Origin of the sequence: Paraburkholderia aromaticivorans (genome assembly GCF_002278075.1) — a bacterium.
In the GTDB taxonomy this organism is placed as follows: domain Bacteria; phylum Pseudomonadota; class Gammaproteobacteria; order Burkholderiales; family Burkholderiaceae; genus Paraburkholderia; species Paraburkholderia aromaticivorans.
Genome location: NZ_CP022991.1, coordinates 475565 through 496814, shown reverse-complemented (window position 1 = coordinate 496814; position 21250 = coordinate 475565). Strand labels below are relative to the sequence as shown.

Annotated in this window: 21 protein-coding genes and 1 pseudogene; 7 read left to right on the top strand and 15 right to left on the bottom strand. The window is 60.2% G+C overall.

Annotated elements, in window-relative coordinates; all coding sequences use genetic code 11:
• Window positions 1-376: 376 nt before the first annotated feature.
• Window positions 377-565: a hypothetical protein gene (locus tag CJU94_RS42055; RefSeq protein WP_244221118.1), complete on the bottom strand. Its 189-nt coding sequence runs from the start codon at window positions 563-565 to the stop codon at window positions 377-379.
• Window positions 566-626: 61 nt separating this feature from the next.
• On the opposite strand from CJU94_RS42055, the gene CJU94_RS35275 reads away from it, so the two are divergent.
• Window positions 627-2492 carry a TonB-dependent siderophore receptor gene (locus tag CJU94_RS35275; RefSeq protein WP_244221117.1) on the top strand — a complete coding sequence of 622 codons (1866 nt, stop codon included), beginning with the start codon at window positions 627-629 and terminating at the stop codon, window positions 2490-2492.
• 94 nt (window positions 2493-2586) lie between these two features.
• Here the strand turns inward: CJU94_RS35275 and CJU94_RS35270 are convergent, their stop codons facing one another.
• Together CJU94_RS35270 and CJU94_RS35265 are read right to left on the bottom strand one after the other, a co-directional pair.
• Window positions 2587-2973 (bottom strand): hypothetical protein, encoded by a 387-nt coding sequence (locus CJU94_RS35270; RefSeq protein WP_095423267.1) that lies wholly within the window; start codon window positions 2971-2973, stop codon window positions 2587-2589.
• 88 nt (window positions 2974-3061) lie between these two features.
• A complete protein-coding gene (locus CJU94_RS35265; protein ID WP_095423266.1) occupies window positions 3062-3514 on the bottom strand; it encodes a pyridoxamine 5'-phosphate oxidase family protein in 453 nt (150 codons plus the stop codon).
• A 189-nt stretch (window positions 3515-3703) separates the two neighbouring features.
• On the opposite strand from CJU94_RS35265, the gene CJU94_RS35260 reads away from it, so the two are divergent.
• The gene (locus CJU94_RS35260) at window positions 3704-4792 is read left to right on the top strand and encodes an Acg family FMN-binding oxidoreductase (protein WP_095423265.1); all 1089 of its coding nucleotides are present in this window, start codon (window positions 3704-3706) and stop codon (window positions 4790-4792) included.
• A 56-nt stretch (window positions 4793-4848) separates the two neighbouring features.
• A pseudogene (locus tag CJU94_RS35255) lies at window positions 4849-5346 on the top strand (PEP/pyruvate-binding domain-containing protein); the annotation flags it as partial.
• 228 nt (window positions 5347-5574) lie between these two features.
• Here CJU94_RS35255 and CJU94_RS35250 read toward each other — a convergent pair.
• The 6 genes from CJU94_RS35250 to catA form a co-directional block, all read right to left on the bottom strand.
• Window positions 5575-5973, bottom strand: a complete 399-nt coding sequence (locus tag CJU94_RS35250) for a RidA family protein (protein WP_095423264.1) — start codon at window positions 5971-5973, stop codon at window positions 5575-5577.
• Between the two features lie 45 nt (window positions 5974-6018).
• Window positions 6019-6795 carry a benzoate diol dehydrogenase BenD gene (benD, locus tag CJU94_RS35245; RefSeq protein WP_095423263.1) on the bottom strand — a complete coding sequence of 259 codons (777 nt, stop codon included), beginning with the start codon at window positions 6793-6795 and terminating at the stop codon, window positions 6019-6021.
• Complete coding sequence (gene benC, locus CJU94_RS35240) at window positions 6792-7814, bottom strand: benzoate 1,2-dioxygenase electron transfer component BenC (RefSeq protein ID WP_095423262.1); 1023 nt, start codon at window positions 7812-7814, stop codon at window positions 6792-6794. The genes benD and benC overlap by 4 nt, the downstream gene beginning before the upstream one ends.
• A 38-nt stretch (window positions 7815-7852) precedes the next feature.
• Complete coding sequence (gene benB / locus CJU94_RS35235; RefSeq protein ID WP_095423261.1) at window positions 7853-8341, bottom strand: benzoate 1,2-dioxygenase small subunit; 489 nt, start codon at window positions 8339-8341, stop codon at window positions 7853-7855.
• Window positions 8338-9696 (bottom strand): Rieske 2Fe-2S domain-containing protein, encoded by a 1359-nt coding sequence (locus CJU94_RS35230; RefSeq protein WP_095423260.1) that lies wholly within the window; start codon window positions 9694-9696, stop codon window positions 8338-8340. Before CJU94_RS35230 ends, benB begins: the two co-directional genes overlap by 4 nt.
• 110 nt (window positions 9697-9806) lie before the next feature.
• Entirely contained in the window at window positions 9807-10742 is a 936-nt protein-coding gene (catA, locus tag CJU94_RS35225) for a catechol 1,2-dioxygenase (RefSeq protein WP_095423259.1), read from the bottom strand.
• A gap of 177 nt (window positions 10743-10919) precedes the next feature.
• Here catA and CJU94_RS35220 point away from each other — a divergent pair, with 177 nt between their 5' ends.
• The 3 genes from CJU94_RS35220 (at window position 10920) to catC (ending at window position 13448) form a co-directional block, all read left to right on the top strand.
• Window positions 10920-11843, top strand: a complete 924-nt coding sequence (locus tag CJU94_RS35220) for a LysR family transcriptional regulator (RefSeq protein ID WP_095423258.1) — start codon at window positions 10920-10922, stop codon at window positions 11841-11843.
• Window positions 11844-11948: 105 nt separating this feature from the next.
• A complete protein-coding gene (locus tag CJU94_RS35215) occupies window positions 11949-13073 on the top strand; it encodes a muconate/chloromuconate family cycloisomerase (RefSeq protein ID WP_095423257.1) in 1125 nt (374 codons plus the stop codon).
• 96 nt (window positions 13074-13169) lie between these two features.
• Window positions 13170-13448, top strand: coding sequence for a muconolactone Delta-isomerase (catC, locus tag CJU94_RS35210; protein WP_095423256.1), 279 nt, complete (start codon window positions 13170-13172; stop codon window positions 13446-13448).
• Window positions 13449-13525: 77 nt separating this feature from the next.
• Here the strand turns inward: catC and CJU94_RS35205 are convergent, their stop codons facing one another.
• Window positions 13526-13885 (bottom strand): DUF934 domain-containing protein, encoded by a 360-nt coding sequence (locus CJU94_RS35205; RefSeq protein WP_095423255.1) that lies wholly within the window; start codon window positions 13883-13885, stop codon window positions 13526-13528.
• 14 nt (window positions 13886-13899) lie between these two features.
• A complete protein-coding gene (locus CJU94_RS35200) occupies window positions 13900-15672 on the bottom strand; it encodes a nitrite/sulfite reductase (RefSeq protein ID WP_095423254.1) in 1773 nt (590 codons plus the stop codon).
• 271 nt (window positions 15673-15943) lie between these two features.
• On the opposite strand from CJU94_RS35200, the gene CJU94_RS35195 reads away from it, so the two are divergent.
• A complete protein-coding gene (locus tag CJU94_RS35195) occupies window positions 15944-17359 on the top strand; it encodes an aminotransferase-like domain-containing protein (protein WP_095423253.1) in 1416 nt (471 codons plus the stop codon).
• A 349-nt stretch (window positions 17360-17708) separates the two neighbouring features.
• Here CJU94_RS35195 and CJU94_RS35190 read toward each other — a convergent pair whose 3' ends face one another.
• From CJU94_RS35190 to CJU94_RS35175, 4 genes are all read right to left on the bottom strand, one after another.
• Window positions 17709-18878 carry an IS91 family transposase gene (locus CJU94_RS35190; protein ID WP_095423252.1) on the bottom strand — a complete coding sequence of 390 codons (1170 nt, stop codon included), beginning with the start codon at window positions 18876-18878 and terminating at the stop codon, window positions 17709-17711.
• Between the two features lie 15 nt (window positions 18879-18893).
• Window positions 18894-19772 (bottom strand): tyrosine-type recombinase/integrase, encoded by an 879-nt coding sequence (locus CJU94_RS35185; RefSeq protein WP_095423251.1) that lies wholly within the window; start codon window positions 19770-19772, stop codon window positions 18894-18896.
• 207 nt (window positions 19773-19979) lie between these two features.
• Window positions 19980-20183 (bottom strand): DUF2970 domain-containing protein, encoded by a 204-nt coding sequence (locus CJU94_RS35180; protein ID WP_095423250.1) that lies wholly within the window; start codon window positions 20181-20183, stop codon window positions 19980-19982.
• Window positions 20184-20321: 138 nt separating this feature from the next.
• Window positions 20322-20963, bottom strand: a complete 642-nt coding sequence (locus CJU94_RS35175; protein ID WP_095423249.1) for a dihydrofolate reductase family protein — start codon at window positions 20961-20963, stop codon at window positions 20322-20324.
• Between the last annotated feature and the right edge of the window lie 287 nt (window positions 20964-21250).

The following is a 21250-nucleotide window of genomic DNA, read 5'->3' as shown; positions in this document are numbered from 1 at the left end:
GGCGGTTCAGATCCATCGACTCGTCTATGGACGGATAGAGCCGCGCCGCGATCGTGCGGTCGCATTCGGTTCAAACACCTACTGGCGGTCCGATCCCTGTGGCGACTTGATATCCGACGCACCAAACGGCAAAGGTGGATCGAACTTGTGCATCCGTTGAAGTCGGATGCCGCCGCGAGGAAAGACACCGATCCGCGCGTACTGGCCATTGCGGGACAGGGCAAACCCGTAGTATGATCCCGCAATTGATAATGATTCTCATTTCAAAGTAATTCTACGACCCTCTTGCGCAGGCTGGCTCTTCTCCATTACCGATGCGTCCTCATTCCATCTATTTCGCTATCCTTACCGTTTTTGCGTTCGGTTCGTCCCAATCCTACGCGCAAGCCGCCACTTCGGACTCATCCACCGCCTCTTCGCCTTCATCGAGCTTGCCATCCGCGCCTGCCGACCACGAAACCGACTCCGCCGCGAGCGTTGCCGACAGCGAACTCCCCGCGATGAAAGTCACGGAGACTAGATCGCCGAGCACCGCGTTCGACATGCCTGCCACGGCACAAGTCACGAAGTCATCCGTTCCATTGAGCGAAACGCCGCAATCAATCAGCGTTGTGACACGTGATCTGATGGACGCGCAACAGGTCCAGACTCTCAACGAAGCCTTGCACAACGTGCCCGGCGTGATCTCCGGCACTTATGGTCGTCGCGGCTGGGACGACTTCATCATCCGCGGACAGACCGCATCGGATTCGGTCTATCTCGACGGGCTGCGCACGGCGGTCAACAACCGGTTTGCCGAAGAGGTTTTCGGCATGCAGCAGATCGAAGTGCTCAAGGGTCCGGCTACACTGCTCTCCGGGCTCGTGCTACCCGGCGGCATGGTCAATATGGTCAGCAAGCGTCCGGAAGCCGATGAGTTCGCCAACCTGGACCTCACGGCAGGCAGCCACGGCTATTATCAGGCGAGCGTCGACATGGGCACGCCGCTGTCGGAGAACGGCAAAGCCGCGTTCCGCCTCAATGCGCTCGCGATGAACTCGAACGACGCCACCGATTACGTCTGGTCGCGCAATCGCTACATCGCGCCGTCGCTGTCGCTGGATCTTGGCCCACGCACCGAATTCACGATCCTGACGAGCTATCAAGAACGCAATTACATCCGTCAGCAGGGCCTGCCGTGGTCCGGCTCCGTCCTGTCAAACGCGCACGGCAGCCTCTCACGCAGCCTGTTTACCGGCGAGCCTGACGAGCAGCCCTATTCAGGGCACGAGGCGCGCGTCGGCTACAGCTTCGCCCATCATTTCGATTCGGGGTGGACCGTGAACCAGAATTTCCGCTGGCAGCAGTTTTCACTCGGCGGTCAACTCGTCGGCAACGGCAAGGTCGCCTCGAACGGCGTCACGCTCAGCCGTACCGCCACGGATTCGCAATGGTCCGGAGACACGATCTCGCTGGACAACAACGCGCAAAAGACCTTCGACACCGCGCTCGGACGCCATGAAGTCACGGCGGGCATCGACTACATGCGCGGACGCGAGGACGCGACCTCGTACACGTGCACGGTCGGCTCGATCAATATGTACAACCCGGTCTACACTGGCACGATCACCTGCCCGGCCAACCCGAAGACGCACACCTACACGACGATTCGCGACCTCGGCTTCTATCTGCGCGATCAGATCGCGCTCGGCGAGCGCTGGCGCGTGCTCGCGGGCGTGCGCTACGACGACGCGTCGAGCGACGCGCTCAACAAACTCACCAACCTGCGCAGTGGAAATCCGTCCAGCGCAACCACGGGCTCCGTCGCCCTGATGTACGAACTGTTCCCTGGCGTTCGGCCCTACGTGAGCTATGCGACGTCGTTCTATCCGAACAGCGGCGCGGACGTAAACGGCAAGGTCTTTGATCCTGAGACCGGCAAGCAATGGGAAGCGGGCGTGAAGTTCGACGTGGAAAAAGGACGCACCAGCGTGACGGTCGCGGCTTTCGACCTACGTCGCCGCAACGTGCTCGAAGACGATCCGATTAACGACGGCTACAGTATCGCTGTGGGCGAGGAACATTCTCGCGGCTTCGAATTCGGCTTCAACACTGAATTGACGAAACACTTGAGCGTGACCGGTGGCTACGCCTACACCGCTGCCGTGATAGCCGACGACGGCGGCCAGGTGCCGTCGACGGACGGCGAGCGCATCAACAACGTGCCACGTCACAGCTTTAACGTGTTTACGCGCTACAAGCTGCCGGGCGAACTCTATCGCTGGGAAATCAACGGGGGCGTGCGCGGTCAGAGTAATCTCTACGCGTACGGCTACACGATTCCGGGCTTTGTTGTCAGCGACGTCGGTGTAAGTTATACGGCACCGCGATGGCACACCTCGTTGCGCCTGAGCAATATCTTCAACAAACACTACTACACTGGCGGCCTGAGCAACGCGGTCGCACTCGGCGACGATCGCTCCATCATGCTCGCCGTCGGCTATATGTATTGAACGTCGGCTGTACGCCGGCATCTCACGAGCGAACATGCGGGGCGTTTCGCTATGGAAAAGCGGTCGGCGCCCACCTGGTTTTCGGCAAGCGCCTTCACGCACTAGAGGCGATTCGGTTCCTGGTGGCCTGCAGGAATGGGAAGCTGGCGAAGCAAAGTTGGGCCGCGAGTCCGATCGCCCCGGCCATCGACCGGAATCCGGCAAAGTACTCGGCCACAGTCCTGTTGAAGCAAAGCACCGCGGTTGCCAACTCCGCAGACATCAGGACGGCAGCGGCGATTGCGCCCATCGACAACGCGCCGCGGGTATCGGTCAACAAGCCGTGTTTTTTTGCGCTCCATCGCGACATCCTCCAGCTCACGGCAAGCATGACCGGAGTTTCCAGCGATACAGAGGCCGTGTCCCCCAGACGCGGGACAAGCAGCAGGATGCGGATCGCTCCGAGGGCAAAGCCGATCGCGAAAACGCTCAAGGCATACACACTGCCTGCCTTGGCACAGGCCGCCCATCTGATCCGCCTGCAAGCGCACCGTCTCATGGTTTGCCGCATCCATCTCACGAAACGGGTTTTAGCACGTGACGAGATCCGTGTGGCCGAAGCCTTGCGAATAGTCGAGCACGGAAATGACCGTCGGCGTGACTCGGAATATTCGGACATCTTCAGGGGACGGCATTGGCATCGGCAAAGTAACCTGTTCCGGATACTTGAGCGCAAGCATGCGCAGGACCTTTTCCGCTTCAGTACGATCTGTCACCGGTCGCGCGTGCGCCGCCATGGACAAACCAGTAATCGCCATCAGATCCGAAGTGTCATGATCGATCGCAAGCGAGACGCGGGCATCTCTGGCCAGATTGGCTGCCTTCTGACTATCCAGACCGCAAAGGAAGTAAAGCGTAAGCCCCTCATTCACGTAGCCTACGGTTGTGGCCTGCGGCCAGCCGTCCGACCTTAGCGTGGCGATCGTCATGATCCGGTGCTGATCCAGCAGTGCCAGTATCTTTTCCTTGATCTGCTCATTCATGGATCGTCTCCAGTCTCGATACGGACCCAGCATGGACCGACGTCTCATCCACCCGTTGACACAGATCAATGGCAGACTACGATCGACTTCGCGGCGCGCACTGCGCGAACGGGTTGCGCATCCTTTGTCGCGATCGCACGCTCGCCGCCGGCCCCGACGCGACAGCCACGACAACGTACGGAATGTGCTATGAACAGGCGAACGTTTTTCATCGGCGCTGGTGGCGCCCTGATGCTGGCGGGCAGCACGACTGCCTGGATGTCGTCCGTGGGATCGATGACGGACTATGAGGCCTATGCAAAGCGCCTGCGCGCCGATCTGACCGTGCCGCCGAACATTCGCGACCTCGTCCGCTATGCAACGCTTGCCGCTAACAGTCACAATACACAGCCTTGGCGATTTCACGCCGGTGACGGGTTCATCGACATTCTGCCGGACTTCTCCCGCCGCACACCCGCTGTTGACCCGAACGATCATCATCTGTTTGTGAGCCTGGGATGCGCGGCGGAAAACCTCGCCATCGCGGCTGCGGCAACGGGATGGCCCGGCGAGGTTCAGATGACTCCCGAGGCAGACGGCGCACGCTATGCATTCGCAAGCGGATCGATGAGCACGAGTCCGCTCTATGCCGCCATTACCCAACGACAATCGACGCGCGTCGAATATGACAGGCGTCCCATTCCTGTTGCGGACCTCGCGTTCCTCGAACAGGCGGCCGACACGCCTGGCGTTCACCTGACCCTCCTCACGGACCGGGTACGAATCGGCAAGGTGAGAGATCTGATTGTTGCCGCCAACGGCGTTCAAATGGCGGACCCGGCTTTCATTAGCGAACTGAAGCGGTGGATCCGGTTCAACCCGCGCAGCGCCCTGGCCTCGGGCGATGGCCTGTTCTCCGCCGCAAGCGGGAATCCCGTGCTGCCCAACGTTCTTGGCCGCTTCGCGTTCGAACGGTTCTTCAATGCCCGAACAGAGAACGACACCTGTGCCCGCCAAATCGATTCTTCAGCAGGCGTCGCCGTGTTTGTCGGCGATCGGCAAGACAAGATGCATTGGATCAGGGTCGGCCGGTCCTGTCAGCGCTTCGCGCTGACAGCGGCGCACCTTGGGATCAAGGTCGCCTTCATCAATCAGCCCATCGAGGTCGCGCGCTTTCGTCCAGAACTGGCAGCCCTCGTCGGCGACGCTGGCCGGCGGCCTGATATCGTTCTGCGCTTCGGCTATGGGCCGACGCTACCGCTTTCGCTCCGCCGTCCCGTGCAGGCGGTGCTGGGTTAACCTAGGCGACTTTCGCACGCTGACGCTGATCCAACCTGCATCCTGGACATGTCGTCCTCGATTCCGCCGAACTGCGCGACCTCACCCATCGTTGCCTCGCCGCCTACGAGCGCGTCGCCGGCCAGCCATTTCCGCAGGATCCGCAGGTTCAACTGGCGAACGCCATTGGCGCCGTGCTGACAAGCTGGCAGTCAAACAGGGCCCGTGCGTGCCGCAAACAGTGCGGCATCAGCGATGCAATCTGGACCGCCGTGACCGTGCAGGCAATGGTATTCGGCAATGCGGAGGGGCGTTCGGGCGCGGGGGTCGGATTCACACGAGACCCGATCAGCGGCGAGCCGACGCTGTGGGTCGATTTTCTGTTCAACGCGCAGGGCGAACATGTCGTCTCGGGCCGGCGTAACGCGCATGGCCACGAAGCATTCGCTCACGCGATGCCCGCGGTTTGGGAAGCGTTGCGTGACGCCGCGACGCGCCTCGAGCGCGCGTTCGGCGACATGCAGGACATCGAGTTCACCGTGCAGGATGCGCGCTTGTACATGCTGCAGACGCGAACTGCAGGCACGCCTTGAGCGGTTGCGTGCGCAGTAAGCCGACATGGACTACGCGCCATCCAGCATGGCGACGCGCGTGGCGACCTGGAGCGGATGGCCGCGCTCATCGAAAATGACGTTATGTCATCCGCGCGATCCGAACGCAGCTCAACGACCTCGTGTCTTGCCGGCTGACAGATTTCGCCAGACACACCCACCTGCTTTTTGAGGGAATGCGATAGCCGCACCCTACCCAGGCAGTATTGCCACAGCCTTGATTTCGACGATATAGCCGGCCGTCCCGCCGAGCATATGTGCGCCGACTGCCGTCCAGGCCGGTCGCGGGTGCGTCGCAAGATACCGGTCACGCACCTGCATGAAGAGCGGAAGGTCGCGCATGTCGGTATGGAACGTGGTCAGGTCAACCACGTCGCTCAACGACGCGCCCGCGGCATCCAGAACAAGCTTGAGGTTTTCGAAGGCCTGGACCATCTGGGCCTCGCGACCTTCGACGAGCTGCATGGACGCGTCGCGGCCAATCTGGCCGGATACGTAAATGGTGTTGCCGGCCTTGATAGCGGGCGCATAACGAATCTTCTCGTACACCGCTTCCATACCCGCCGGGATGATGGCTTTGCGTTCAGTCACGGATCTCGCTTCCTTTCCAGTACGAACTTGCGATTGTCGGCGTTGTCAGCCGTTGTCCCCACCGGCGACCGGGAGTACTGCGCCAGTGATATAGCCTGCGTCATCAGACGCGAGAAACAGAATCGGTGCAATTTGTTCCTCGAGCGTGCCGTAGCGCTTGAAGAACGTCGACTCCGTGACCTGCTTCACGGCTTCACCCATCCAGACCTTCTCCTGCGCGGTGTCCCCGGAAGCGTTCCGCGGCACCCGGCGAGGCGGGGCCTCGGTTCCGCCCGGCGCGGCCGCTACGACGCGAATTCCGTGCTCACCGTATTCCATGGCGAGAGACTGCGTCAGTGCGTTCACGCCACCCTTGGCCGCCGAGTACGGCACGCGACGGATGCCACGCGTAGCATTCGATGACACGTTGACAATGGTTCCTCCGCCTTGCTCCAGCATAAACGGAAGCACCGCGTGGCAAGCGTACAGAGTGGGCATAAGCGAACGGCGGATCTCGGCGTCGATGTGTGCCGGTTCGAACTCGGCGAAAGGACGCATGCGAATCGCACCGCCAACGCCGTTGACGAGAATGTCCACTCGACCAAACTTTTTCGCGGCGAAAGCGATTGCCGATGCGGCGCCCTCGTAGGTCTCGAGGTCGGCCACGAACCCGGCCGCGTCATCACTGTTCGCTTCGGCCGCGACCTCGGAAATGAACTCGGCCCGATCCACCAGCAGCACTTTGGCGCCTTCGGCCGCTGCCCGTAAAGCCACGCCCCGGCCGATACCTTGCGCCGCGCCCGTGACGACCATGACCTTGCCGGCAAATCGGTCGGCGCTCATGCGGGCTCCGGTGCAGTGTTGGGGGTGAACTTCTCGTAGTGGAAGCTGTTCGGCTTCACGCCGTTCTCATCGAAATACTTACGTACCGCGTCGACCATCGGAGGGGGGCCGCACAGATACACGTCGACATCGCCGTCGTTCAACGACTCGACCGGCATGTGCTGTGTCACCCAGCCTTTGCGGGGATGGTTCGACTCCGCATCGGCAACGACGGTGCTATAAGTGAAGTTCGGCAGCCTGGCGACGTAGGCTTCGATCGCATCGACCTGCACGAGGTCGAGCTCTCTCGTCACGCCGTAAATCAGATGGATCCTCTGCTGGGAATTCGTGCGCGCCAGCACCTCCAGCATCGCCAGGAAGGGAGCCAGACCGGTGCCGCCAGCAAGGAATAGCAGCGGCCGCTCAACCGGGCGCAGATAAAAGCTTCCGAGCGGCCCGGTGAACTGCACGTCGTCGCCCGGCTGCGCGGACTCGAGCCACGTGCTCATCAAACCACCGGGAATCTTCTTGATCAGAAAGCTGATTCTGGTTTCGCCCGGTGCTGACGAGAACGAATACGAACGATGCTGGCCGCTGCCGGGGACGTCGATATTGACGTACTGGCCTGCCAGAAACACGGGCGCGGCCGCGTCCACATCCAACTCGAGCACGACGGCTGCGTCGTTATGCGGTTCGACCTTGCTGACAGTCGCGGCAAACTTGCTCTGTTCTGTCTTGCACACCGCCGACGACGCCGGCACGGCAATCACGCAGTCGCTTTGCGGCACCATCTGGCACGTGAGGACTAAGCCGCTTTCTTTCTCCTCGTCGCTCAGCGCGTCTTCGATGTAATCGTCGCCCAGGTCGTAACTGCCGCTCTCGGCTCGGCACTTGCAGGTGCCGCATACGCCGTCGGAGCAATCCATCGGCAGGTTGATCCTGGCGCGAAAGGCGGCGTCGAGAACCTTCTCGCCGGCCTTGCATTCGACGAAGCGGGTCACCCCATCCTCGAAGTTCAGTGCAATGTTGTAACTGGTCATGTTGCCTCCTGCTTCCTGTCTCGTTCCAACCGTTGGCATCAGACGTGGTAGACGTCGAGTACCTGGCGGATGTAGTCGTTTTTAAGCGCAATCTTCTTGTTGGCAATCAACAAGCGCTCGCCGACCTTCCGGAAGGTGACGTAGATGGTGCCGAAAAACTGGTCAGTAACCTTGTAGCGATGGTTGAGCGTGTTGAAGTTGTATCGAACGTCCACTTCGTTCTCGCGCTCCGCCAGCACTTCCACATTGGTGACGTTGTGGCTGGTCCGCGGTTCCGGCATCGAAGCGCCGCTGCGTTCGGTCTTGATGCGAAACACTCGGTCCTCGAGTCCGCCACGGTCCGGGTAGTACATCAGCGAGATCTGGCTGTGCGGGTCTTCAGTGAGGTTGTCGTCGTCGTCCCAGGCGGGCATCCAGTAGGTAACATCCTCGGTGTAGCAGGCAAGCCATTCGTCCCACTGGCGGTCATCCAGAAAGCGCGCTTCCCGATACAACGCGTCGCAGATTTCTTGATAATCGAAGTTCATACCATCGCCTCCGCTTGTTCCTTCTGCAGAGCGTCGCGCATCACCTTCACCCAGTATTCATGCTGGACCACGAAGAGCCCTTCATCCTCGCTGCGCTCGCCCGAGATCAGCGGGTTCAGGCCCATGTTCCTCGCGTTCTCGTCCGCACCGTGAATCCACAGCGGCGCCCCGCGGGAAAGGTCGTTCCACATCGTCGTCGAACCCGCGTAGCCTGACTGACAGGCGCGGAATTCTTCCAGGTCGTCGCTGGTTCCCATACCGGACACGTTGAAGAAGTCTTCGTATTGGCGGATACGGGTCGCACGGCTTTCCGCACTTTCACCCTTTGGAGCGAAGCAGAAGATGCTGACTTCGGTCTTATCGACGCTGATGGGACGCACGACCCGAATCTGCGTGCTGAACTGGTCCATCAGGAACACATTCGGATAGAGGCACAGATTGCGGGTCTGGTTGACGATAAACTTTGCCTTGTCCTCACCAACGCGCGACGCAATCTCTTCGCGATGTTCATAGACCGGACGCACTTCCGGGTTCATCGAGTTGGTCCACAGCAGGATGTGGCCATGCTCGAAGCCGTAAACACCGGCTACCGACTTGCTCCAGCCATTCGCATCCACGGCCTTCGTGCCCTCTTCCTTGCGCCGGCCCATCGTTGCGGCATAGTTCCAATGCACGGTGCTGACGTGGTAGCCGTCGCAGCCGTTTTCCATCTGCATCTTCCAGTTGCCGTCGTAGATGTAGGATGAATTGCCGCGCAGCACTTCGAGGCCGTTCGGCGCCTGCGCGACGATTTGATCGATGATGACCTTTGTCTCACCCAGATATTCCTCGAGAGGCATCACGTCCGCGTTCAAGCTGCCGAACAGGAAACCCTGATAGCTCTGGAAGCGGGCCACCTTTCGCAGGTCATGCGAGCCTTGCTTGTTGAATTGCACGGGATACTCGGTGGTCTTCTCATCCTTTACCTTGAGCAGCTTGCCCGAGTTCGAAAACGTCCAGCCGTGGAACGGGCAGGTGAAGCTGCCTTTATTGCCGTGCTTGCGGCGACACAGCATCGCACCCTTGTGTGCGCAAGCGTTAATGACCGCATGCAACTCACCGGCTTTGTCGCGCGTGATAACAATAGGCTGACGACCAATCCACGTGGTGTAGTAGTCGTTGTTATTGGCAATCTGGCTTTCGTGCGCCAGGTACACCCAGTTATTCTCGAAGATGTGTTTCATCTCGAGTTCGTATAAATCGGCGTTGGTGAAAATGTCGCGGCGGCAACGGAATATACCGTTTTGCTCGTCGTCCTGAACGGCGGTGTGCAGCAGTTCATCCAGCTGCCTGGCTTTGTCGATAATGGCGGACATAAGTGTTCTCCCCACGCGTGCTCAGGTAAGCGGGCACGCGCATCGGTGTAAGAGGATTTTGCGCAGAATCAGGCGGCAACTGTGATACGACGCTGTGGCCGCGATGAGCGTTACGCCGTGGCAGACGCTCGCAGACGATTGACCAACTGGTTGTCCTTGCCTTGTACCCGTGGAGTCAACTCAATGTTGAACTCGATTTCCTTGTACTCGTCCGCTTTCAGACCCAAAGCGGTGCCGCCGGTCTTTTCGACCACATGCGGAATCAGATCTTCGCGAGTCGCATAAGCGAAATCGTCCCAAATGAGCGGGTCGCCTTCGATATTGATCTGAGTCGTCAGCTTGCGGTACTTGTCGGAGGTAGCGAAGAAGTGCACGTGGGCCGGACGATTTCCATGGCGGGCAAGGACATTCAACAACTGTTGAGTCGCGCCGTGCGGCGGACAGCCGTACCCGACTGGCATGAGCGTACGAAACTCGTACTTGCCATTCGCATCGGTGCTCACCGCGCCGCGAAGATTGAAGTCGCTCTGCGCGCCAGTCGGGTCGAAATGCGAGTAGAAACCTTTGGAATTGGCGTGCCAGCATTCGACAACCGCACCCGCGACGGGCTGGCCGTCCGGACCGGTTACCGTTCCGCGGATCACGAGCGGCCCCGCGTCCTCGTCCGGATTGACGTCAATCTTCGCGACACCATCGCGCACCGGTGCGCCGGCCACATAAAGTGGGCCTTCGATGGTACGCGGCGTACCGCCATTGATATCCGCCGCCTTATCTTCCGCGTCCATGCGGATATCGAGGAATTTCTCCAGACCGAGACCAGCAGCAAGCAGTGCAGCTTCGCCGTCCTGACCAAGCTTGTTGAAGTAGTGGACGCCGGCCCAGATTTCGTCGGGCGTCATGTCGAGGTCGTCGATGGCCTTGAACAGGTCGCCCAGCAGGCGATTGACAATCTGCTTTGCGCGGGCATTGCCGTCCTCACTTCCAAGGTTCGCAGCAGCCCTCAACAGGTCCTGAACTTCCTTCGTATCAAACACTTTGACGCTCATGTCTGCTCCTGAATCTCTGTATTTTCTGGTCGGGTTAACCCGTGATTCGGTTTCGAGCCATCTATCTACAGAAGGTATAATCGAATGCCGAAACTGAGTGTGAATGCAGGATAATGGACGTGAGAAGGCGTCGTCCAACACCGTTTTAGTATCGGGCTATATCCTGGAGGTATCGAAATGGAACTGCGGCATCTACGTTATTTCGTCGCGGTGGCCGAAGAACGCAACTTCACGCGCGCAGCACAACGGCTGAACATTGCGCAACCGCCTCTGAGCCGCCAGATACAGCAACTCGAAGAGAATCTGGGCGTGCAGCTACTGGAGCGCAACTCGCGGCCGCTCAAGCTGACGGAGACGGGGAAGTTTTTCTATTCTCACGCTGCGCAGTTGTTGGCGCAGACGGCAGACCTTGAATCCATGACACGGCGCGTGGGCAACATTGAGCGCAGTCTCTCGGTCGGGTTCGTGGGTTCCACGTTGTACGGGATGCTGCCGAAAATCATCCGGCGTTTCCGCGACGAGCACACAACGGTTGAGCTCAGCCTGCATGAGATGTCGACGATGGACCAGATCCGAGCATTGAAGGACGGTCGCATCGATGTCGGATTTGGCCGCATCCGGCACGAGGACGCAAACATCCGCCGGGTGATTCTTCGCGAGGAGAAAATGATTGTTGCCTTTCCGGATGGCCATCCGCTTTCGGTTGCCAAACCCGTTGTCGCTCTGCGTGACCTGGTCAATGAGACGCTCATTATCTTTCCCAAAGCGCCCCGCCCCAGCTATGCCGACCAGGTGCTGTCGGCATTTGACGACCGCGGCCTCAAACCCCGCAAGATATATGAAGTGCGGGAATTGCAGATTGCGCTTGGCCTCGTCGCAGCGGGAGAAGGCATCGCAGTTGTGCCCAGCAGCGTGTACGGGCTGAAGCGAGACGATGTGAGCTACAAAGAACTGGACGACCCAACTTTGGTGTCCCCAATCATCATGAGCATGCGCGCACTCGATGAATCGCGCGACATTTCGGAAATGCTCGAACTCATCTATCGGCTCTACGAAGAAGAGAAAATACCCTACACACCCCGCGCGGACTGGGCGCGTTGACGGCCACCATACCCGCACGGTATCAGGCTAGACGTTAATGGTGTTGGACAGGCGGTTATTGGGCACGCAATACTGCGTCAACCCAACTACTCAGCCATCCAAGGTATGAACGCCCAAATCACCTCCGTCGAAGCCATCCTGGTTGACCTTCCAACCATTCGCGCGCATCAGTTGGCCATGGCGACGATGCAGCAACAAACCTTGGTTATCGTTCGTCTGCGCTCGAGCGACGGCATCGAGGGCATTGGCGAGGCCACCACGATTGGCGGCTTGTCGTATGGCGAAGAGAGCCCCGAAGGTATCAAGCTGACCATCGACACCTACCTCGCACCTGCGCTTGCCGGGCTGGACGCGACCAACGTGAATGGCGCCATGCTCAAGCTGAATAAGGTCGCGCGAGGAAACCGCTTTGCAAAATGCGCGATTGAAACTGCATTGCTGGACGCACAGGGCAAGCGCCTCGGTGTTCCGGTCTCCACGCTGCTTGGCGGCGCTGTTCGCAAGACACTCCCTGTCCTCTGGACGCTCGCAAGCGGCGATACACAACGGGACATAGAAGAAGCGGAAACGCTGCTCGCGCAGCGGCGCCACAACACCTTCAAGTTGAAGATTGGACGACGTAGCGTTCGTGATGACGTCGCGCACGTGTCGAAAATCAAGTCCGCTCTAGGCGAACGCGCCAAAGTGACCGTCGACGTCAATCAGGCGTGGAACGAAGTGGACGCCTCGCTGGGAATCCAAGCGCTCGAGGCGGCCGGTATCGACCTCATCGAGCAACCCACGCCGCGGGAGCAGCGCGGCGCGCTTGCCAGACTTTCCGCACGCTTCATCGTGCCGATCATGGCGGACGAAGCCGTCACGGGCCCGGAAGACGCACTTGAACTCGTACGTGACGCATGCGCGGACGTGTTCGCGTTGAAGATTGCGAAGTCCGGAGGCATTTACGGAATGATGCGCGCGGCCGCTATCGCGGATGCCGCCGGCGTAGCGCTGTACGGCGGCACGATGCTGGAAGGCAGCATTGGGTCGATTGCGTCAGCTCATGGATTCAGCGCGCTGCCGCAACTCGCATGGGGAACGGAGTTGTTCGGACCACTTTTGCTGAAAGACGACATCGTCACCGCGCGACCTCAGTATCGGGACTTCGACCTTCACCTGCCCGAGGGACCGGGGCTAGGCCTGCATATCGACGAAGAAAAGCTCGCTTTCTACCGTCGTGACAAAAAATAACTGAACACACTGCCGTCACAGCACCAGACACATTTCGTCATTCCAATCGTGTGCTGGCGGACCTGAGAGACCCTTACCTTTTCAAATGAGAGACACATGCTCTATCTCGTAAGAATGGATGTGCACCTGCCACACGATATGCCGGTGGCTCAGGCTGACGAAATCAAAGCCCGCGAAAAAGCTTACTCGCAGGACCTTCAACGTCAGGGCAAATGGCAGCAGCTCCATCGCGTGGTCGGTGAATACGCGAACTACAGTATCTTCGACGTCGACTCGCATGACGAACTGCACACCCTTCTCTCCGGTCTGCCGTTGTTTCCGTATATGACGATGAAAGTGACGGCGCTCGCACGTCACCCGTCGTCAATTCGCTAAGGTGGGCTAAAGTTAGCGCCGGCCCCGCCCGCTGACAGTGGGACGCGAAGCAACAGACGTACCGGGGAATTAGAAAGCTAAGTCCCCGCGAGGTCGCGCTGATAGAACCCGGAAAATTGCTCCAGGTGGCGGGCGGCCTCCGCCGGATCGAGTCCGTCGTTGAGCACGGCGCTGGAGAAGCCGGTTCGCGCCATCTGCAGGAGTTGGTCGATCTGGACATCGCCCGTTGCCCGCAAATCTCCCGTGAAGCGCAGCCTGCGGCGCAGGAGATAGGCCTGGCTGTACGCACGACCGTCGGTGAAATGCGGGAACTGCAGTTCAATTCGCTCGACGCCGGCGATCCTGCCCGCGAGCGTCATGGGGTCAGCGCCATTGGGCAGCTTCAGAACGTTGGGTTCTTCATTATCTCGAGCAGCGCGCCCATCGATGATTTTCATTCGGGGGAGACTATTCACGCATGCACCTCGTGGTTCGCTCGCGCGCCATTCGCGGCCGCTTTGAAGGGGTCGAGGCCGGTCCGACGCAAGGTTTCAATGAAGCGCTCGTACCGCCCCTGTTCTCGATGTTCGCGCAGGTCTCGGTAGGCGCCGAGGATAGCCTCGATTGCATCGGGCACTTCAGCCGCGGAGAAGGAAGGACCCACCACCCTGCCCGGTTGCGCCGCGCCGCTCGCCAGGGTTCCGTCGGCTCCGCCCAACGTAATCTGGTACCACTCCTTCCCGTCCTTGTCGACGCCCAACACGCCAATGTGCCCGCTATGGTGATGGCCGCAGGAGTTGATGCATCCGCTGATATGCACGTCGATGTCGCCGATGTCATCCAGTTCGTCGATGTCTTGATACCGCTCGGCCAATGCCTGAGCGATAGGAATCGAACGCGCATTGGCAAGCGCGCAAAAGTCGCCTCCCGGGCACGCGATCATGTCGGTCAGCAATCCAATGTTCGTGCTGGCGAGGCCGAGTTCACTTGCCGCCTGCCACAACGCATGGAGGTCGTCGGCAGCAACCCAGGGCAGAACGATATTCTGCGTATGGGTCACGCGCGCTTCGCCCCCGGAAAATCGGTCCGCCAGGTCTGCGAGGCGCTCTAACTGTTCGGCTGAAGCATCTCCGGGCGCCTGGCCGAGTCGTTTGAACGACAGCGTCACGATGCGCAGTGCCGGTTCCTTGTGCGGCGCCACGTTGCGCTGCACCCATCGCGCGAAACGGTTCGAGACGGCTGCCGATTCCGTGGAACTCTCGGTAGACTCGCGCGTTGCCACGGGCGGCACAAATGCGGCGGTCACACGGTCGAGTTCCTCATCTGCAATGGTGTGCGGTCCGCCATCCAGTTCGACGATTTGCCGGAACTCTTCCTCGACCTCATCGATGTAGCGCTGCCCTTCGGTTTTGACCAGAATCTTGATGCGAGCCTTGTATTTGTTATCGCGCCTACCGTAACGGTTATAAACGCGCACGACTGCTTCGATGTAGTTCATGATCTGGTTCCATGGCAGGAACTCCCGAAGAACAGTCGCAATCATTGGCGTTCGCCCCATACCGCCACCCACTGAGACACGAAACCCCAGCTCGTCCGCGTCATTGCGTGTGAGTCGAAGCCCGACGTCGTGCCAGTCGGTGGCCGCCCGGTCTTCCGTCGAGCCGGTGACGGCGATTTTGAATTTACGCGGCAGGTAGGCAAATTCGGGGTGGAGGGTTGTCCACTGCCGCATTAGCTCAGCGAAAGGCCGAGGGTCGGCAATTTCGTCGACCGCCACGCCGGCGCGTTCGTCGCACGAGATGTTCCGGATGCAGTTTCCGCTGGTCTGAATGCCATGCATGTCGACGGACGCGAGAAGGTCCATTACGTCGGCGGCTTTATCCAATGGAATCCAGTTGAACTGGACATTGGTGCGCGTTGTGAAGTGAGCGGTATTGGTGGGCAGATGCGTCGGCCCCAATCGTGCCTGCGCGTCCATGGCGCTCCGATACACGTCCGCAGCCGGGTCGTCGTATTCGCGAGCAATGCGCGCCAGGACGCGCAGCTGTGCGCTCGACAGTTCGCCATAAGGCACGGCCACGCGCAACATGGGAGCGTGTCGCTGCACGTACCAGCCGTTCTGTAGTCTGAGCGGACGAAAGTCTTCCTCGCTCAACTGGCCACTTTGCCAGCGCCCCAACTGGTCCCGAAACTGGGCGGCACGGCTTCTAACGAATGCTTTGTCAAAATCGGTGTATCGGTACATGGGTGGGGAGCTTCTCCGGTCACGTGTTCCAGTTGGTTTAGCGCGCGCTCGTACCGCGCGACGCACACGGGTACGGTAGCGTCGGCACGGATGAGCGGAAAGAAGCAGATGCGGTCATTTCTTGCGCAGCAGCAGGGCTTGCATGAGCCCGTTGACTCGAGAAGCTGCAAATCCGGGTAGCATGGCAAACAAACATCGAGGGGACCCGGGGACGTCACGAAGGCGCGGCCGCTCCAGGTTCCGCTGCACCAGCACGCCGCAGGGTCAACCTATGAATCGCTTCGAAACCATTGCGAATAATCTTGCAGAGCAGATCCGCGCGGGGCAAATCCCCGTCGGGACCAAGCTTCCGTCTTTGCGCCAGATCATCGCGCAATACGGCGTCAGTCAATCTACTGGCTTTCGCGCTTACTATCTGCTGGAGCAATGGGGCTTGGTCCGCGCCGAAGAACGCTCCGGCTATTTTGTAACGCCCGGCGCCGCGATCAACGCGGTGTCCGCTGAAAAGCCGGTGGAGGCGCCCAAGAAGGTCGATATTAGCGACCTGGTCTTTTCAGTACTGGAATCGACGCGGCACCCAGACATCGTGCCGCTGGGCTCTGCATTTCCTTCGCCGAAACTCTTTCCGTCGGCGCGGCTTCTGAAATCGCTGGTCGCGGGCACTCGCTCGCTCACCCCATGGAGTACGGTTGAAGACTTGCCCGGTAGCGACCAGCTTCGTCAACAAATCCGGCTGCGATACGTTGCGACGGGGTTCGCCGTCGCGCCGGAAGAAATCATCGTGACCAGCGGCGCGCTGGAAGCGCTGAATCTGTGCCTGATGGCAGTGACCCGCCCGGGCGACGTCGTGGCCGTCGAATCGCCCGGCTTCTACGCCGCACTGCAGGCAATCGAGCGACTGGACCTGAGGGCGGTCGAAATTCCCGTGGACCCGGTGTCGGGCCTCGACCTGGATGCACTGCGAGATGCGCTCGAGCAACATCCAATCCGGGCATGCTGGTTCATGCCCAACTTCCAGAATCCGACGGGGACCTCGCTGACTGTCGAGAAGAAACGCAAATTGGTCGAGATGCTGCGCGAAAAACAGGTGCCGCTTATCGAGGACGATGTTTATCAGGAACTCCACTTCAGCCGCGAGCGTCCGTTGCCCGCAAAGGCATTCGATACGGAAGGACTTGTCATGCACTGCAGTTCATTCTCGAAAACGCTCGCGCCCGGTTATCGAATTGGCTGGGCAACGGCTGGACGGTACGCTGACAAGGTACGCCGGCTCAAGCTGATGACAACGCTGTCTGCGTGTATCCCGGCGCAAGCGGGTGTCGCCGACTACCTGGAACATGGCGGATATGACAAGCACCTGCGCTCGCTACGGTCGTCGCTTCACGTGCAGCTTGAGCAGATGGAGACCGCACTGCATAAGTGGCTGCCCAGCTCGGTCAGATGGACGCGTCCGGACGGCGGTTACATGCTCTGGCTACAGCTTGCGCAATCCGTTAGAGCAATGGAGCTTCATGCGCTTGCGAGCGAACGGGGCATCAGCATTGCGCCAGGCCCCATGTTCTCAGCAAGACACGCTTTCCAGAACTGCGTCCGGCTCAACTTCGGACATCCTTGGGAAGCCCGCTTCGAAAACGCGATTGCGTCACTCGCCGAAATCCTTGATGACCCGGAGGTCCATGAGTGTTAAGCGTTGTTCGACGCCTGCCCATGTCTGCCACCGCGTGAGTACACGACGAGGGATGCGGGCAGGCGTTGGACAACGCTCGAGGGAGGAAACCGCGGAGTGGACCAGGACGGCAGGAATATTGCGCTGCTATGGGGATTTAAGTGCTCTCATGAACTGCAGAGACTCACAATCTTCAGTCGAAGCGAGGGTTTGGTGGTCGCGTAAAGATTCTGCTGCATCCATGCTGCACGTCTGTAGAGGTGTCGCGAGCGCGGCAAGGTCTGCTGGTAACGACAGGCACAAGCGTCTTCTCCGGGCGCTCGTTGCCGAAGAGCCGACAGTCGGTCTGGACAGCCAGGGTGATTCGTCTTCATACGTTGCTTCGGCAAGTGGGCGGAGCGCGAATTGGGTGGCTGCGCAGGAGGATGTCGATGATGATCATCGGCGCGCCGCAATGCCGGCAGACGAACTTCGGGGCGGGAGTGCCCGGTGACGGACCTTCGCTCACAATAATGGAAGCTGGCACGTCTAGCAGCGCCCGTATCGCAGCCAGATTCTGCCGACGCACGGGATTGGCCAGCAGACCATAGTGGCGAATCCGATGGAAGCCGACAGGCAGTACATGCAGCAGGAAACGCCGCATGAATTCCTGTGGCTCAAGCGTCATCGTCTTCTGGCGTGTGCGGCCGCTGGCCCGATAGTCCTTCCATCGGAAGGTCACGCCGCGTTCGTCGAGTGCTATGAGCCGCTGATTGGAGATGGCCACGCGATGCGTGTAGCGCGACAGATACGCAAGCACCGCTTTCGGTCCCGCGAACGGGCGCTTCGCATATACGACCCATTCGCACGTACGCAGCGGCGCGAGCCACTGTGCGAAGGCAGTGGGATCGGCAAGCCCGGCGTACTCACCAAAGAAACGCAACTGGCCCCGGCGATGTGCATGGGTGAGCTCTTCCAGGAAGCGCCGCCGGAACAGCCGCGACAGCACACGTACCGGCAGGAAGAAGCCGGGCCGGCAGGCGACCCACCGCTCACCGTCTGGCGAGAGGCCTCCGCCGGGAACGATGCCGTGTACGTGAGGATGGTGCGTGAGCGCCGAGCCCCACGTGTGCAGCACGAGTGTCGCGCCGACCTGCGCGCCCAGATGCTTTGTGTCGGCGGCGATAGTGCGCAGGGTTTCGGCGGCAACGTCGAACAGCAGGCCGTAGAGCACCGCTTTGTTGTACCAGGCGATCGCGCTGATCGTGGCGGGCAATGTAAAGACGACATGGTAGTACTCGACCGGTAGCAGATCGGCCTGACGTGCTTCGAGCCAACGGTGCGCGGCGCTCGCCTGGCACTTCGGGCAATGGCGGTTACGGCAGGAGTTGTAGGCAACCTCGATCTGCTCGCAGCCGGAACAGCGCAACACGTGACCACCCAGCGCCGCGCTGCGGCACTGTTCGATCGCCGACATGACCTTCAGCTGTCCCAGACTCAGCTGTGCGGTCTGTCGCCACACGGGCCCATGCGCGCGGAACACGTCCGCGACTTCGGGCACGGCTGTGCGCCGCGTTCAGCCGTTGTTCTGCAGTTTCTCCAGCGGACTGATCACCTCGCGCAGCAGGTCGGTGGCGACCTGCGCATAGAGTGCTGTCGTCTCCAGCTTCTTGTGCCCCAGCAGAACCTGGATCACGCGGATGTCGACCTTCTGCTCCAGCAGGTGGGTCGCAAAGCTGTGGCGTAGCGTGTGCATCGAGACACGCTTGTTGATGTTCGCGGCCTCGGCGGCGGCATGGATGGCGCGGTTGAGCTGCCGCGTGCTGAGCGGATCGACCGGATCGAGGCCCGGAAACAGCCAGCCGCGCTCCAGCATCCGGCCCTGCGTGTGCGCCACTCGCCACCAGACACGCAGGCGTTCAAGCAGCACCGGCGAGAGCATGGCGTAACGATCCTTGCGGCCCTTGCCCTGTTCAATGCGCAGGGTCATGCGCTGGCCGTCGACGTCGCCGACCTTCAACGCCACCACTTCACTGGCGCGCAGGCCGGCACCGTAGGCGACCGATAGTGCGGTCTGGTGCTTCAGATTGCCGGTGGCGGCAATCAGGCGGCCCACTTCGTCCGGGCTGAGCACGACCGGCAGGACGCGAGGCACGCGCACGGGTTGCATGCGTGCCATCAGGTCGGGCTCGTGGAGCGTGATCTCGAAGAAGAACTTCAGTCCGGTGATCGCCGCATTGAGCGACACGGGTGACACGCCTTGGTCGACCAGATGCAACTGGTAGCGCCGCAGGTCCTCGACGGTGGCGGTGTCAGGAGAGCGTCCGAGAAAGCGCGTGAACTCGCGTACGACACGCAGATAACCGGCCTGCGTCTTCGGTGCGAGCTGACGCATGCGCATGTCGTCGGTCATGCGCTGGCGCAGCGGACTGATGGGCTGAGGTGTGTGGGTCATGACTCTGCTCCCGTTGAACGACGAGGCGGATTGCCTCGCCCTTCAGCATGAAAACAGAGTCGGCTTCCTCTCCAGAACCACTAGCATTGGACCGGAGCCCCATACCGCGCGAGCGGTTTAGTCCTTTGACGGAAGGTGGTCGTGTGAGGTGCGACTTCGTTGAGCAGACCGCAACCGCCTTCTCGCCTGGCTGCCGATGGGTCCCTATCAGAATCCTTGGGAGGAGCTCGTCCCATCGACAATCAGATGAACAGCGCCGAAGATGAGCAAACCAATCATCAGAGCGAGTGCTACTGCGACAAACGGCAGCAATACCATGTTGACGTTGGCCAGATCTGCCTCATGATTGGAACGCTTGCGTACGCCGAAGAAGCTGGCCAGGACCATACAGACCATGCGGACGAATTCCATGATTTTCCTCCGGAAAGACTACCGATGCGGATATCTTCGGACAGGAGGGATCCGTGCAAAAGTAGCAGTTGCGGTCAATTCCACAGGAGCAGAGCGACCGTCCTCTGCAGGAAATTGCGCGGACGGCCGATTCTCGGTTCACTTCGCGAGGACAATGTGGGTGGCTCGGTCCGTGGGTACATGCTCGACTGTCCGATATCCCAGCGCGCGGAGATCCAGTCCGCTAAAGAGCGGTTCCCCCTGGCCAAGCGCAACCGGAGCAAAGGCGAGGTGAATCTCGTCCACGTAGCCGGCCTGAACGTATTGCTTCACGGTCTCGGCTCCGCCGCCAATCTTCACGTCCTTTCCGCCCGCCGCTTCGCGCGCCTTGTCCAACGCATCCTCAATGCCGCCAGAAACAAAATGAAATGTGGTTCCGCCTAGCATCTCGATTGACGGTCGCGGATGGTGCGTGAGTACGAAGGTCGGCGCATGATACGGTGGATTGTCACCCCACCAGCCTTTCCATCGATCGTCCGGCCATTCCCCGCGAACAGGGCCGAACATGTTGCGACCGAGAATGAAGGCACCGAACCCTTCCATTGCTCGTTGCGCGAATCGGTCATCAAGGCCCGTTTCGCCACCTTCTTTGCCCAGCATCTGACAGAACGTCCGCGTCGGGAAAAACCACTGAAAAATTTCCTCGCCGCGAACCCCAAGCGGGTGATCCAGACTCTGATCGGTTCCCGCGGCAAAGCCGTCAAGCGAGACACTAAACCCGGCAACTCTTACCCTAGTCATTGTCATCTCCGTCGGCGCTTCAAGTGATGTGGATTCGAAGCCAGTTGGTAGTTTGCTCCTCATCCACACGACGCGCGATACGACGGCAAATCGACAATGATTCGACTCAGTGAAAACCCGAATGCGGCACTCGCACCATTCGCAGTCTGCCCACCCGGATCATACTTACGAATCATTTTGCGAACTCCCGACTGGCCACCTGGCGACGGCTCACTGAAACCCTGCACCGGCGCATATGGCTCAACAAATCAACGAATAGCCGTGACGATTTCTTTCGAAACCGGCGT